This is a genomic window from Actinorectispora metalli (assembly GCF_056323685.1).
Genome location: NZ_JBREYE010000001.1, coordinates 965,110 through 979,599, shown reverse-complemented (window position 1 = coordinate 979,599; position 14,490 = coordinate 965,110). Strand labels below are relative to the sequence as shown.

The 14,490-nt window shown below is 68.7% G+C and carries 11 protein-coding genes; 3 read left to right on the top strand and 8 right to left on the bottom strand.

Translation table 11 applies throughout. The features are described from left to right. Nucleotides 1-228: 228 nt before the first annotated feature. From ACU6XJ_RS04540 to ACU6XJ_RS04530, 3 genes are read right to left on the bottom strand one after another with little or no spacing between them, the layout of a single operon-like run. Nucleotides 229-873, bottom strand: coding sequence for a GntR family transcriptional regulator (locus ACU6XJ_RS04540; RefSeq protein ID WP_476307083.1), 645 nt, complete (start codon nucleotides 871-873; stop codon nucleotides 229-231). Next, a complete protein-coding gene (locus tag ACU6XJ_RS04535; RefSeq protein ID WP_476307081.1) occupies nucleotides 870-2,267 on the bottom strand; it encodes a fumarylacetoacetate hydrolase family protein in 1,398 nt (465 codons plus the stop codon). The genes ACU6XJ_RS04540 and ACU6XJ_RS04535 overlap by 4 nt, the downstream gene beginning before the upstream one ends. Nucleotides 2,268-2,313: 46 nt before the next feature. Beyond that, nucleotides 2,314-2,769 carry a flavodoxin family protein gene (locus ACU6XJ_RS04530; protein ID WP_476307080.1) on the bottom strand — a complete coding sequence of 152 codons (456 nt, stop codon included), beginning with the start codon at nucleotides 2,767-2,769 and terminating at the stop codon, nucleotides 2,314-2,316. Nucleotides 2,770-3,246: 477 nt separating this feature from the next. Between ACU6XJ_RS04530 and ACU6XJ_RS04525 the strand changes: the two genes are divergently transcribed. Continuing rightward, nucleotides 3,247-4,071: an SAM-dependent methyltransferase gene (locus ACU6XJ_RS04525; RefSeq protein WP_476307079.1), complete on the top strand. Its 825-nt coding sequence runs from the start codon at nucleotides 3,247-3,249 to the stop codon at nucleotides 4,069-4,071. A gap of 100 nt (nucleotides 4,072-4,171) precedes the next feature. Next, nucleotides 4,172-6,343 carry a diguanylate cyclase domain-containing protein gene (locus ACU6XJ_RS04520; RefSeq protein WP_476307078.1) on the top strand — a complete coding sequence of 724 codons (2,172 nt, stop codon included), beginning with the start codon at nucleotides 4,172-4,174 and terminating at the stop codon, nucleotides 6,341-6,343. 324 nt (nucleotides 6,344-6,667) lie between these two features. Here ACU6XJ_RS04520 and ACU6XJ_RS04515 read toward each other — a convergent pair whose 3' ends face one another. The 5 genes from ACU6XJ_RS04515 to ACU6XJ_RS04495 all read right to left on the bottom strand — a co-directional run bounded on the left by ACU6XJ_RS04515 (nucleotide 6,668) and on the right by ACU6XJ_RS04495 (nucleotide 11,695). Next, nucleotides 6,668-7,678 (bottom strand): SGNH/GDSL hydrolase family protein, encoded by a 1,011-nt coding sequence (locus tag ACU6XJ_RS04515; protein ID WP_476307077.1) that lies wholly within the window; start codon nucleotides 7,676-7,678, stop codon nucleotides 6,668-6,670. A 107-nt stretch (nucleotides 7,679-7,785) separates the two neighbouring features. Next, nucleotides 7,786-8,640 carry an SAM-dependent methyltransferase gene (locus tag ACU6XJ_RS04510; RefSeq protein ID WP_476307076.1) on the bottom strand — a complete coding sequence of 285 codons (855 nt, stop codon included), beginning with the start codon at nucleotides 8,638-8,640 and terminating at the stop codon, nucleotides 7,786-7,788. A 76-nt stretch (nucleotides 8,641-8,716) separates the two neighbouring features. Then, the gene (locus ACU6XJ_RS04505; RefSeq protein WP_476307074.1) at nucleotides 8,717-9,484 is read right to left on the bottom strand and encodes a crotonase/enoyl-CoA hydratase family protein; all 768 of its coding nucleotides are present in this window, start codon (nucleotides 9,482-9,484) and stop codon (nucleotides 8,717-8,719) included. A gap of 41 nt (nucleotides 9,485-9,525) precedes the next feature. Next, a complete protein-coding gene (locus ACU6XJ_RS04500; protein WP_476307072.1) occupies nucleotides 9,526-11,016 on the bottom strand; it encodes an MDR family MFS transporter in 1,491 nt (496 codons plus the stop codon). A gap of 64 nt (nucleotides 11,017-11,080) precedes the next feature. After that, a complete protein-coding gene (locus ACU6XJ_RS04495) occupies nucleotides 11,081-11,695 on the bottom strand; it encodes a TetR/AcrR family transcriptional regulator (RefSeq protein ID WP_476307070.1) in 615 nt (204 codons plus the stop codon). Nucleotides 11,696-11,783: 88 nt separating this feature from the next. Here ACU6XJ_RS04495 and ACU6XJ_RS04490 point away from each other — a divergent pair, with 88 nt between their 5' ends. After that, the gene (locus ACU6XJ_RS04490) at nucleotides 11,784-14,480 is read left to right on the top strand and encodes a penicillin acylase family protein (protein WP_476307069.1); all 2,697 of its coding nucleotides are present in this window, start codon (nucleotides 11,784-11,786) and stop codon (nucleotides 14,478-14,480) included. The last annotated feature ends 10 nt before the right edge of the window (nucleotides 14,481-14,490 follow it).

The window sequence follows — 14,490 nt, the reverse complement described above, 5'->3', positions numbered from 1 at the left end:
TTTGTAGACGGATTACTCCGATTCAGCGACATAGGGTGAATGCTGTTCAGGCGCCAATACGCCCTTCGGAGCAGGCCTTTTAACGCTCTGTGATGAGTCGGGAATGGCACTGATCACAGTCTGATAACGCACTATTTTGTCTATTTGCATCGCCGTGTCGGGTCAACGGTTAACATGTCTGCACCGTTTGCGGAGCGGGTTTGTGAAAATGCCGCGCGTTCGGAGCAGTCAGCCCAATAAATGTGTTGTCAGCGCGGCCGTGGTGCGGAGCTTGTGCCTGCGGGCCGCCTGTTCGATGAGCTGCTGATCAGCGCCCTGTTCGATCAGCGCCAGCAGCTCATCGTGTTCGGCGACCGACTCCCTGGCCCGGCCCGGCACCTGGATGAAGCTGGACCGGCGGATCGCGTCCAGCCGGGCCCACTCGGCCCGCACCATGGTCCGGATGTGCCCGTTGGGGCAGCGCGCGCACAGCGCCAGGTGAAATTCCCGGTTCAGCTCGGTGAATCCCACCGGGTCGAAGTCCGCCAGGGCTTGGCGCATCCGCTTGTTCAGCCCCCGCGCCGCCGCCAGGTCCTCGGCGGACATCGCGGGTGCGGCGGTGGCGGTGGCATAGCCCTCCAGCAGCGCGAGCGCCTGCATGGCGTGCTCGTACTCGGCGGCGTCCAGGCTGCTCACCCTGGCGCCCACGTTGTGCTGGAACTCCACCAGGCCCTCGGCCTGCAACCGCCGCACCGCTTCGCGCACCGGCACCGTGCTCACCCGCAGCTCCCTGGCCAGCTGGTCGAGCACCAGCCGGTAGCCCGGGCCGTAGCTGCCGTCCAGGATGCGGCCCTTGATCGTCTGGTAGGCCAGCTCCAGCTTGGAACCGCTCACGACGACCGCCAGTTCCGGTAGCGCAGGCGCCACCGCTCGTTCATCGGGTACAGCCCGTCGATCGAGGCCCCCGCCCTGACCTGTTCAGCGATGAACCGCTCCTGCCGCTCCTGCTCGACGGCGGCCGCGGCCACCTCGTCGGCGATCTCCGACGGCACGACCACCACGCCGTCGGAGTCGCCGACCAGCACGTCACCCGGCATGACCAGTACGTTCCCGCAGGTGACCGGCAGCCCGATATCCATCGGCACATGCCGTCGCCCCAGTACCGCGGCGTGCGCGGTGCCGTAGTACACCGGCAGGTCGAGCTCGGCGACGGCCGCCGAGTCCCGCAGACCGCCGTCGGTGATCACGCCGGTCGCGCCGCGGCACAGCGCGCGCAGCGCCAGGATGTCTCCGATGGTGCCCGCCCCCAGATCGCCGCGTGCCTCGACGACCAGCACCTCGCCGGGCCGGATGGTGTCCACGGCCTGCTTCTGCCGGTTCATCCCGCCGCCCAGCCGCGCGAAGACGTCCTCGCGCAGGGCCACGTACCGCAGCGTCTTCGCCTTGCCCAGCAGCCGCAGCTCCGGCCGGGTCGACCGCACGCCCTCGATCACGTGGTGCTCGATGCCTCGCGCCCGCAGTTGGCTGGACAGCGTCGCGGTGGCCACCGTGCTCAGCGCCGCCCTGGTCGCCTCGGCAAGCTCCCGCGGCGTGCCGGTGGCTGCCGCCCACTCCTCGTCATCGGCGGCGGGCATCGCACCGCAGGGCGCGAGGTCGCGGTCGGCCTCGGTGATCACATTGCGCAGCCTGCCCGTGTCGTCGAGTTCCACCTCGACCACATCGCCCGGCCGCACCACCCCGGTGCCCGCCGGGGTGCCGACCAGGATGAGATCGCCGGGCTCCAGCGTGCTCAGCCGCGACAGGTCGGCGATGAGCTGCGGGATCCCGAACAGCAGGTCGTCGGTGCGGGCGTCCTGCCGCAGTTCCCCGTTGACCCAGGTCCGCAGCCGCAGCTTCGCCGGGTCGGCGTCGCGCACCAGCACCGGCCCGACCGGCGTGAACCCGTCCTGGCCCTTGGATCGCAGGTTGGAGCCGCGGTCGACCTTGCGCAGGTCGTACACGCCGAAGTCGTTCGCCGCCGCGTATCCCTCCACATAGGACAACGCGTTCTCGACGCTCACCTCGCGCCCGCGGCGCCCGATGACGACGGCGATCTCGCCCTCGTAGGTCAGCAGCTCACAGCCTCGCGGCCGCACCACCGGACGCCCGTTCCAGGACAGCGAGGACGGCGGCTTGAGGAAGTAGGAGGGCACCTCGGGCACCCGCCCCCGCTCGGCCGCCCGCTCGCGGTAGTTGAGGTGTACCGCAATGATCTTGGAAGGCCGCAGCCCCAGCGGATGCCCGTCCACATCGCCTCCGTGCAGGATCGGATGCGAAATCGTACATGATCTGGCGTCAGGCTTCGGCAAGCTCCGCGGCGAGAATGGCGCCCAGCTCCCAGCAGGCTTCCAGGTCGGATTTCTTCGGCTCCCCGATGACTTCCACCGGCGGGCGGACGCGCTCCCACTTCATGCCGGTGGTGATCGCCTCGATCCCGCGCACGGCGCCGCTGACGTCGTTGTTGCCGTGGACGTAGCAGCCGAACGGGCGGCGCGCGGTTTCCTCGAGGCAGGGGTAGTAGACGGTGTCGAAGAAGTGCTTGAGCGCACCCGACATGTAGCCGATGTTCGCGGGTGTGCCGAGCAGATACCCGTCAGCCGCCATGACATCCACGGCAGTGGCCGCCAGGGCGGCCTTCACCACGACGTCGACGCCCTCGATCTCGTCGGTGCTCGCCCCGTCCCTGGCGGCTTCCAGCAGCGCCTGCGTGGCGGGGGAGGGCGTGTGGTGCACGATCAGCAAGGTGGCCATCGAGCCCACCATCGCAGTGGCGGCACCGCCCGGCAAATCAGTCAGTCACCGATCTCACACCGCGATTTTCGGGGGCGGACGTGAAAACCGTCCGTGATCACTCAGGGCTCCAGAGATAACAGTTGGCTTCCGTTAACAGTCACACAGTGAGGCGCGTCGCGGTCGGCGGCGGGGATGATCGCGCAGAGCGATCGAGCGCGGGCCAACTTGCCCCCCAAGACGGGGGCGGGCTGTCACCTATCGAGTGATCCACGGTTGTTTTGACTGGTCGACAGTCGTAAAGGTGCGGCAGGGTCGCTTGCGGCACCGCTGCCACAACGGCGTCGTGCAGTTGCCTGATCGATGATCCATTAGCCTCACCCGAGGCAGCGGGCCGGCGGCTGAATGGTCTAATTCTGAGCGCTAACCATCATGTTGGGGCTAGCCACGATCAGTAGTCTGATGCCTACCGACCGAGACCTCATGGGAGAGTGCGCCGTGTCCGCAGAAGTGAGCTGGGCACCACCGGGAGTCGACACGGAACGGCCGAGTTCGGCTCGAGTGTATGACTTCCTGCTCGGCGGTGGGCACAACTTCGCGGCGGATCGGGCACTCGGCGAGAAGTTCCTCGCCGCGATGCCCAGCGCGCGGGATGTCGCGCGGCTCAACCGGGACTTCCTGCGCCGCGCGGTGCTGTTCATGATCGACCAGGGCATCCGGCAGTTCCTGGACATCGGGTCCGGCATCCCCACCGTCGGCAACGTGCACGAGATCGCCCAGGGCGCCGACCCGGACGCCCGGGTGGTCTATGTGGACAGTGAGCCGGTCGCGGTGGCGCACAGCGAACTCATCCTGCGGGACAACGGCAACGCCGCCGTGATCCAGGAGAACCTCAAGAACCCCGAGGCCATCATCGACCACGAGAAGACCCAGGCGCTGCTGGACTTCAGCAAGCCGGTCGGGCTGCTCATGGTCGGGGTCTTCCACTTCATCTCGCCCGACGACGACCCTGTCGGGCTACTCGGCAGGTATCGGCAGCGGCTGCTCCCCGGCAGCCTGCTCGCGATCTCCCACTTCACCGCCGACACCATGCCCGAAGAGATGGCGGGCGTGGTGCAGGTCATGTCGAAGAGCCAGGATCCGATCTATCCTCGTACCAGGCAGGAGATCACGGACCTGTTCACCGGCTTCGAACTGGTCGAACCGGGCATTGTGGGCACCGCGCTGTGGCGGCCGGAAGGCGCGTCCGCGGATGAAAGCGTTGGCAGCGCGGCGCACCGGTCCCAGATCTACGCCGGTGTCGGCGTGCGGTCCGCCGACTGAGTAGCGGCGCGGACCCGCCAGGCGATAACTCCAGTGATGAGGTGTCTCGTGCGACTGCTGGCGGCCGGCTTTCCCGGTCGTTTCCGTGCTGGGAGTGGTGATGGCCCCGCCCAACGGTCCTGACCAGCCCGGAAAGCGGCCGTTCGGCGGCGCGCATCGGGTTGAGCTCGCGCGGGACTGGGCCACCGCGGTCGCCGCGACGGCCTACATCCCGATGTCGCTGGACGAGATCGAGCAGTACCTGCTCGGTCTGCTGGACCGACTGCTGGACGCCTTCGACCGCGATGCCTTTCCCGACCGGGTCGCCGCGGAGGTCGGCGCGCGGCTGGTCGGCAACCACATCGTCGGCCAGGCCAGCCTGGCGCGGACGCTGGAGGTGCTGGGCAAGGCGCTGCTGGCCGAACCGTCCTCGCTGCGGCTGGCCGAGCCGGTCGCCAAGGCGGTGGCCTTACTCGGCGCACTGGCCTCCGGCTACACCGAGGCCATGCGCAAACGCACCTTCGCGCAGCAGGAAGACGTCAAGCAGGCCATGATGAAGGCCCTTGAGGAGTCCGAGTCCCGGTTCCGGGAGGTCTTCGAGTCCTCCCCGCACGGCATCCTGATCAGTGATCTCGGCGGCCAGATCGTGCAGGCCAACCAGGCGCTGATCGAACTGCTGGGCGTCTCCGAACCCTCCCGGCTGCGCGAGATGTCCATTGTGGAGCTTTTCTACCCCGGCGAGGCCGAGCCGCTGCGGGAGGGTCTGCGGGCCAAGTACCGGGCGCTGCGCGACGACGAGGAGGCCTCGCCCCGCTTCTCCACCAACGGCCAGCTGACCCGGCAGGACGACGGCGAGCCGATCTGGGTGCGGCTGGCGGTGTCCATGCTGCACAGCAGCAGCACCGGCGAGCCCGCGTATTTCGTGACGCTGGTCGAGGACCAGACCGACCAGAAGCTGCTCACCGACCGGATGAACATGCAGGCCGTCAAGGACGTGCTCACCGGCCTGGACAACCGAGGCAACTTCCTCTCCCGGCTCACCCGTCTGCTGGCCGAACTGGGGCCGGGCGCCACCGCGACGCTCTACCAACTCGACATCGACGCCTTCACCGTGATCAACGACGGCCTCGGCATCGAGGCGGGCGACAACGTGCTGCGGATGGCCGCGCACCGCCTGGAACAGCTCGTGCACCCGCTGGAGCACGCGGCCATCGGGCGCATCGCGGGCGACGAGTTCGCGATCGTCCACGAGAACACCCCGGCCTCGCCCGACGTTGCGACCTTCATCAACAGCATCCGCACCGAGCTTGCCGAGGTCGACTTCATCGCCGACCACGGCATCGGCCTCGGCGCGACCATCGCCGTGGTGGAGAACCTCCACCGCCGCACCAGCCCGCAGGAGGCGATGCGCCGCGCGGACGCCACCTTGCGCCGTACCAAGGCGGGTGGCAAGGGCCAGTGGGACATCTACAACCAGCGCGCCGACAACGAGCGGCGGGCGCAGTACCGGCTGGCCGCGGGCATGCCCGGCGCGGAGCTCTTCGGGCAGCTCGAGCTGATCTTCGCCCAGCACCGCCGCTTCTCCGACCACACGCTGGTGGGCATCGAGGCGATGTTGAGCTGGCGGCATCCCGAGCGCGGCCTGCTGTCTCCCGCGGAGACGACCGCGCTGGCCGACGAAACCGGCTTCCTGCTCAGGATCGGCCGCGACACACTGCGTGAAGTCTGCACTCAGGCGGCGCGCTGGCGGGCCGTGCTGGGCGATGACGTGCCGCCGGTGGTGTTCAACCTGGCCCGTTCGCAGCTCGTCGACCCTGATCTTGGCGGGCAGGTGCTCAAGGTGCTGGAGGAGACCGCGCTGCCCGCCTCCGCGCTGCGCATCGGGCTGCCGGTCGGCGCGTTCGACCTGAACAGCATCTGGTCGATCGTGTTGAACTGGGAAGGCGCGGGCATCCCGTTCTACCTCTACGACTTCCACGGCTCACCGACCGAGCTCCTGCCGGTGCAGGACCACAGCATCGCCTGCGTGCGGCTGGCCGACGAGGTCGTGGACTGTGCGGGCGGCGGCACCCGGTCCAAGCTGCGGGCGGTGGTCGGCGGACTGCCGAAGATGCTGGCGGACTACGGCGCTGACACGCTGGTCGGGCAGATCGACACCGCTGAGCAGGCCACGTTCTGGTCGACGGCGGGCGCCACCGTGGGCCAAGGCGAGCTGTTCGGCGGCACCTGCTCCGCTGAGGAGATGGCCGAAATTCTCGGCATCGAGGTCGAAGAGGAACCGGCGCTCGACTAGCGCCCGATACCCATCGGATAACGACTCGCCGGAAACCTCTCGTTCACCGCGTGTCCACTGTGGAGTTCAGGAAACCCGCTCGTCATTTGTCGGTGATCGCAACTTCACCACGACTGACGTGCGGAGATTTCCGGGCAGACCAACGAAAACGATGGACCGGACGCGGCTAGGCTCGATTCGGGGGGAGCGCGCTCACAATCCGCCCTGGGGCGTCAAGATGCGCCCGCAGGGGAACATCATGCGCCCGCAGGTCGGCGTGATGTCGTCCCAGGGCGGAGATGCCCGAATGGCCGCCGCCACGATCGGATGGATCGCTGTGGGTGGTCAGTTGTGGGGCAGGTGCCTGGCCAGTTCTCGGGCGGTGGCCTGGGCTGCCAGGGGGCCGGTGTAGGGCGTTGCGGGAACCTGGGTTCGGGCCGCCTTGGTGATCTTGTGGTCCAGGGTGGCCGGGTTGAGCTTGGTGCCGCGGAGTGCCGACTCGGTGATGGCGGCGACGCCGACCATGCCGGACTTGCGCGGGTGGTAGTTGGCGGCGCCCAGCAGGTCGATGTCCTTGCCCTGGATCCAGGCGTCGCGGCCTGCGCAGGCATCGTGGCCCAGCGACGGGGTGTAGGTGTCGACATAGCGCGTGCGGCCGTCGCGGCGGGCAGCGCTGGACAGTGCGGAGTTGAGCGCCTGCTCGATGCTGTCCAGGTAGCGGTAGTCCCCGTCGGCGAAGGGCAGCACGTTGGGGCAGGTGCCGGTGGCGGGGGCGATGCGCGGGTAGCCGATCAGCAGCACCTTGGCCTTGGGGGAGCGCTGGTGGATGCCCGCCAGCACCGCCTCCACCCGCTTGCCCGTCTCGGTGATCTTCGCCAACAGGGTGTCCGTGCCGTTCACGGTGAAGTGCTCGCGGCAGGGCGCGCCCGTCGGGTCGGAGGCCCGCAGGCCGGGGCAGGTGGAGATCACCGAGCCGAAGACGCCGAAGTCGTTGCCGCCGATGCCCACCGTCACCAGGTCGGTGTCGGGCTTCAACGCGTCGAACTGCGGGCGGTTGCGGCCCAACAGCACCGACTGGGCGGTCGTCATGTGGGTGGTGTCCGCACCGCCGCAGCTCACGTCGGTGAAGGACTTCACGCGGAGGTTGTGCGCCAGCCACGACGGGTAGTTGTTCGTCGACCGCCCACAGCCCAGCGGGTCCAGCCGCATCAACGGGATCAGCGGGCCCGAGGTGTAGGAATCGCCGAGCGCGACATAACGCGAGTACGTCGCGGGGGCTGCCGCGGCGGGCACGGTCATGGTGGCCACGGCGGCGGCCGTCAGCGCGGTGGTCAGCAGGGTCCGGAACATGCGCACCTCACCACTGGCTCAGGGGTGACGCACGACCAAAGTTGTCCTGCGCCGGAAGCCGTACTCCCGACGCAGGACCCTAGAGTTGGACGTCTGTCCAGGTCAATCGGCCATCAGCGTTCTCCGCTGATCAGCACCCCGACGCCGGACCATTCGCGCAGACCCTCGGGCATCGGTCGGCCGACCTGGTCGGCGACCTCGTCCAGCGTCGTGACCCTCGCCCGCCAGCCGTGTCCGGCCAGGAAGCCCACCGGATCGTCCAGCACCGACTTCATCGGCGCGTTGATCTGCTTGAGCAGGCTGTCGATCTCGCCGAAGACCGCCCCGGAGCGGAGGTCGCTGGTCATGTGCTCGGTGGCGATCCGGCTGCCCGGCGCCGACAGCTTGTCGATGCCGGTGAACAGGTGCGTCAGCCCGGCGTCGTCGAGGTAGGGGAGCAGGCCCTCCGCGAGCCAGGCGGTCGGCCGCCGCGGGTCGAAGCCCGCCGCGAGCAGGACGCCGACCCAGTCCTCCCGCAGGTCGACGGAGACGGCCAGGCGTTCACACCGGGGTGCGGCGCCGTCGGCGGCGAGCACCGCGGTCTTGAATTCGTGCATCTCCGGCATATCCAATTCGAACAGCCGGGTGCCATCCGGCCAATCCAGGCGAAACGCCCGTGAGTCGAGCCCGGCGGCCAGAATGACGACCTGGGTGCAGCCGCCTGTCGTCGCGTCGGAGAAATAGCGATCGAAGAAGACCGTCCGAAGCGGGATATACGTGGTCATCGCACGCGCGGTGTCCGTTTCCCCGTCGGCGAAGCTGGGCAGCAGTCCGACCTCTTGGTCCGGCGCGGCCATCGCGACCTCGATGAACCTGGTCGCGAGCGGGTCGTGGAATAGCCGGTCTGATCGGTCGTTTTCCCTGCTCCGCGCCAGTGCCACGCCAATGGCGGTCAATCCGACGCCCTTGGGAAGAGCCAGTTCGCCCACGCCTGCCTCCGGATACCCGAAACAGTGGTTGTATTTGTAACGAATACAACCACTGTAGGCGCGTACCGCGGAATTGTCAGCCGGGTTCGCCGTGCCTTCCGGCACCCGCAATGAACCGTTCCACTCCGACCAGGCTGCCGTCGGCGATGGTGTCGATCCCATACTGGAACTCGACCGCGAGGGCCTCTTCCTCGGAAAGGCCCTCGGATTCGAGCATCGACAGCCGGTCGTTGCGCATGCACGCCTGCGGCAGCGCGGCCAGTTCCGCCGCGAGTTCCTCGGCAGCCGCCCGTGCCTGGCCCGGCGGCACCACCCGGTTGGCCAGCCCGATGTCCAGGGCCTCCTGCGCGCTGACCCCGCGACCGGTCAGGAGCAGGTCCATCGCCCTGGACGCGCCGATCAGCCGCGGCAGCCGCACCGTGCCGCCGTCGATGAGCGGCACCCCCCAGCGGCGGCAGTACACGCCGAACACGGCGTCCTCCTCAGCCACCCGCAGGTCACACCACAGCGCCAGCTCGAACCCGCCTGCCACCGCATACCCCGACACGGCCGCGATCACCGGCTTGGTCAGCTTCATCCGGGTCGGTCCCATCGGCCCGTCGGAGTCCATATCGGAGTCCAGCGAGTTGCTCCGCTCGTCGCCCATGGACTTCAGGTCAGCGCCCGCGCAGAACGTGCCGCCCTCACCCCAGAGCACCGCCACCGCCGCCTGCGGATCGGCGTCGAACTCCCGAAACGCCGCCGCGAGTTCCCTCGCGGTCGGCCCGTCCACCGCATTGCGCACGTCCGGCCGGGACAGCACGATCGTCCACACCGGCCCCTTCCGCTCGATGCGAACAGTCACCGCGACCTCCTGCACGAGTTGGCGACCGGGGATTCAGGTCGCTAAACCGGGTTCTTGGGTTCTCGGAGAAGCGTAGCCAAGCCGAGAGTGATCAGCAGGAGGCAACAGGCCGCGAGGAAGACCGTGTTCACCGAGTCCGCCATGGCCTCGAGGATCGGCCGGGCCTCGGTTGGGCTGAGCCGCCCGAGGAACGAGGTGTCGTTGAGGTCGACGCCGGGCAGCCTGCTGCCCGCCGTGCTGAACAGCACGGACAGGAAAACCGCGGCGCCCGCGATGCCGCCAAGCTGGCGGAAGAAGGAGAAACCCGAGGTCACGGTGCCCATGTCCCGGCGGCTCGCGCCGTTCTGCACGACGGTCAGCATGACCTGCCAGGCCAGGCCGATGCCCAGCCCCAGCAGCAGCATCAAGGCGCCGGTCAGCCACAGGGGAGTGTCCACACCGATCTGTCCGAGCAGCAGGCTCGCCGCGGCCATCACCGCGGTGCCCACCAGCAGGAACGGCTTGTAGCGCCCAGTGCGAATGCTGACCGCGCCGCTGAACCGGCTGCCCAGGATGATCCCGGCGGTCTGCGGGATCATCATCAGCCCGGCCGCAGTGGGTGCGAGGCCCTTGACGATTTGCAGATACAGCGGCAGCACCGCGCTGGTGCCGAACACCGCGGTGCAGATCACCACATTCACGGCGTTGACCAGCGAGAACACCCGGTCTCGGAATAGGCGTACCGGCAGCAGGGCATGCTCGCCCGCCCGGTGCTGGGTGAAGGCGAACAACGCCATACCGGCCAGTCCGAGAACGAGCAGCCCCAGTGAACGGGCCGAGGTCCACCCCCACTCCACGGCCCGTTCGGACACCAGCAGCAGCGGCACCAGCCACAGCACCAGCGCCGCCGCGCCGCAGTAGTCGATCCGGCTGGGTCGCGGTTCATGCGGCAGCCGCAGCCTGCCGATCAGCACCAGCGCACCGATGCCCAACGGCACGTTGATCAGGAACGCCCACCGCCAGCCCGCGATGCCCAGCAGTTCGGGAGCGCCCGCGAAGAAGCCGCCGAGCACCGGCCCGGCCACGCTGGCCACCCCGAACACCGAGCTGAACCACGCCTGGTAGCGCACCCGCTCGGCGGGCGGCAGCAGGTCGGCGATGATGGCCAGCGCCAACGACATCAGCCCGCCCGCGCCGAGGCCCTGAACGGCTCGGTACACCGCAAGCTCGTACATCGAGGAGGCCAGCCCGCACAGCGCGGAGCCGACCAGGAAGATCGAGATGGCCACCAGGTAGAGCCGCTTGCGGCCGTAGATGTCGGACAGCTTGCCGTAGAGCGCGGTCGAGATGACCGCGGTCATCATGTACGAGGTGGTCGCCCACGCCTGCAGGGTCAGCCCGTGTAGCTGATCGGCGATGGTCTTGATGGCGGAGCTGACGATCATGGTGTCCAGGGCGGCGAGGAACATGCCGAGCATGAGCCCGGCCAGCACCGCCAGGATCGTCCGGCGGCTGGGCAGCGGTGGCGCGTCCGGCAGGGAGGTGGTGGTCATGTCGCCAGCTGACAACCTCAAGTGAAGTCGAGGTCAATGCCCCAGTGTCGGGCGTAACAGCAGGTTAGCCCCCGTCGGGCTCGGCGTAGGTCGCGATCAGCTCCGCGAAGCTGTCCAGCGTGCGCAGCATCGCCCGGTCGTCGTGGTCCACCAGCCAGGCCAGGGTGGCACCGGCGACGATGGACGTGATCATGTGCGCCAGTTCGCGCAGCGGGATGCGCCAGCGCACGCCCGCGATGGCGGCCAGCCGGGTGCAGACGTGCTCGGCGGAGTGCAGGTCGCGCTCCTGCTGCGCTCTGGCCACATCGGACAGTCCGGGCTGCCGCAGCGCGAAGCTCGCCACCTCGTAGGTGAGCTGGTGCCAGCCCGGATTGTCCTGCAGGTCACCGAGATACCCGCGCACCGCCGCCCGGATCGCGGTGACCAGGTCGGTGGCGCCGACGGGGATGGCCTCCACCGAGCGCAACACCGACAGCGCTGTCGCGTCCGAGATGCTGCGCACCACCTCGCCGAGCAACTGCTCTTTGGACTCGAAGCAGTAATGCACGATCCCCAGTGACACGCCCGCCTCGGCCGCGATCCGACGCACGGTGGCCGCCTCGATCCCGTCCCTGGTCGCGATGCTGATCGCGGCCTCGACGAGTTGTCTGCGGCGTTCCGGTGCTGCTACTCGCGCCATGTTCGACACCTGTTCACAGTCTTGACTTGGACGCCTGTCCAAGTAGCCTACCCCTGCAGTCGGTGAGCTGCGCCACAGGAGGTGTTCCGTGGGCCTGCGACACGGTGTTGCGATCTTCGGTCTCGTCGCGGTTCTGGGCGCCGCTCAGCTGACCGCTTGGGCGGAACCGCAGCCGCCGCCGGTCGACTACTGCGTCGGGCAGTGCGCCGACATTCTGCCGCCCGGCCAGAACGGCAACGCCACGCTGGCCGAGGTGCTGGCCTTCAAAACGCTGGGCGTCCGCCCGCCGCACTCCAGCGACCAGCGCGCCAAGTACGAACGGCTGGTGTGGAACTACCGCGGCCTGGACAACACCACGCTCCGCCAGTTCTTCAACGACGCGTCCTTCGGCGTGGCACCGGATCAGGTCGAAAGCACCGTGAAACCGCGCGCCGATGTCACGATCGTGCGCGACAAGGCCACCGGCACCCCGCACATCACCGGCACGACCCGCGAGGGCACTGTGTTCGGCGCGGGCTACGCGGGCGCCCAGGACCGCCTGTTCCTGATGGACGTGCTGCGCCACGTCGGCCGCGGTCAGCTCACCCCGTTCGCGGGTGGCGCACAGGGCAACCGCGAGTTCGAGCAGGACCAGTGGCGCAAGGCGCCCTACACCGAGGCCGACCTACAGGCCATGTTCGACCGCCTCGCCGTCGACTTCGGCGACGCGGGTACGCGCATGCAGGCCGAGCTCCGGGCCTATGTGGACGGTGTGAACGCCTACATCCAGCGGGCCCGCATCACGCTCAGCCTGCCCGGCGAGTACACCGCCATCGGCAGGCTCGCGGGCCCCGACCCGTGGCGGGTCACGGATGTGATGGCCACCGCCGCGCTGGTGGGCGGCATCTTCGGCGCGGGCGGTGGCGGCGAGGTCGCCTCCGCGGTCGCGCTGGTCGAGGCGCAGGTCCGCCACGGCGCGGAGCAGGGCCGCAAGCTCTGGGAAACCCTGCGCGCCCAGAACGACCCAGAGACCCCGCTGACCGTCCACACCGGACAGTTCCCCTACGCGGGCAGCCCGCCCAACCCCACCGGAGTGGCGCTGCCCGACCGGGGAACGGTGCGGCAGCAGCCGCTGGTGAGCGAGGAGACCGGCTCGGCGAGCAGCACACCCGCGCAGCGCGGTCTGCTGCCCCCGGGTTTCCTGGACGGCCCGTTCAAGTCGATGTCCAACGCGCTGTTGGTTGCGGGCAGGCACAGCGAAAGCGGCCACCCGGTCGCCGTGTTCGGGCCGCAGACCGGCTATTTCGCACCGCAGCTGTGGATGGTGCAGGAACTCCAAGGCCCCGGCATCAGCGCCCGAGGTGCCGCGTTCGCGGGCCTGAACTTCCTCGTCCTGGTCGGCCGCGGCCAGGACTACGCGTGGAGCCCCACCTCGGCGGGCCAGGACATCACCGACACCTACGCGGTGCCGCTGTGCGAACCGTCCGGCGCACCGCCCACACTGGAGTCCGCGTCCTACCTCTTCCGCGGTCAGTGCCTGCCCATCGAACTGCTGCAACGCCGCAACGCCTGGCAGCCCTCGCTCGCCGACTCCACACCCGCGGGCGCCTACACCCTGACCACCCAGCGCACCAGGCTCGGCTTGGTCACCCACCGCGCGCTGGTCGACGGCAAACCGGTGGCGTTCACGCGGCTCCGCAGCACCTACCACCGCGAGGCCAGCGCGTCCTTCGGCTGGCTGCTGCTCAACGACCCGGCGGCGGTCCGCTCACCGCAGGACTTCCAACGCGCGGTGTCCAAAATCGGCTTCACCTTCAACTGGTTCTACGCCGACGACGAGCACATCGCCTACTACAACTCCGGCGACAACCCGGTCCGCGCGCCCGGCGTCGACCCCAACCTGCCGGTCGCCGCCGAGCAGCGGAACGAATGGCGGGGCTGGAACCCGCAGACCAACACCGCCGACCTCACCCCGTTCGAGCAGCATCCGCAGGCGGTCGACCAGGACTTCCTGACGAGCTGGAACAACAAGCAGGCCAACGGGTATTCGGCCGCGGACGGCAACTATTCCTGGGGCCCGGTGCAGCGCGTGCAGCTTTTGGACGACCGCATCCGCGCGGTGATCGGCGCGGGCGGGAAGTTCAGCCGTGCCGAGCTCACCTCGGCCATGGAGGACGCCGCCACCGTCGACCTGCGCGGCGATAAGCTGCTGCCGCACCTGCTCAAGGTGCTCGACGGCGCACAGCTTGACCCGGAGACCCAACGCGGCGTCGACCTGCTGCGTGAATGGCAGCGCACCGGGGCACACCGGCTGGCGAGCAAGGACCCCAACATCACCGGCAACTACCACTACGACCACGAGGCCGCTGTCAAGATCATGGATGCCTGGTGGCCGCTGCTGGTGCCCGCGGTGTTCAAGCCGGGCATGGGGGAGCAGCTGTACAACAGTGTGCTGGCGAACCTGCCCATCGACGACACGGCCATGCACGGTTGGCAGTACGGCTGGTACGGCTATCTGCTCAAGGATCTGCGCCGAACCCTCGGTGAGCCGCAGCCCGCCGGATTACCGTTGAGTTACTGCGGGGACAAGGCGGTTTGCCGCGCGACCCTGCTGGACACTCTGAGGCAAGCCATCGCCAAGCCGTTCACCGAGGTCTACCCGGCCGCGCAGGGTTGTCGCGCGGGCGATCAGTTCTGTCGTGACCAGCACGTCCACCAGCCCATCGGGGCGATCACCCAGGACCGCACGCACTACGTCAACAGGCCCACCTACCAGCAGGTCATCGAGTTCCCGACCGGTCGATGAGGTTCCTTCA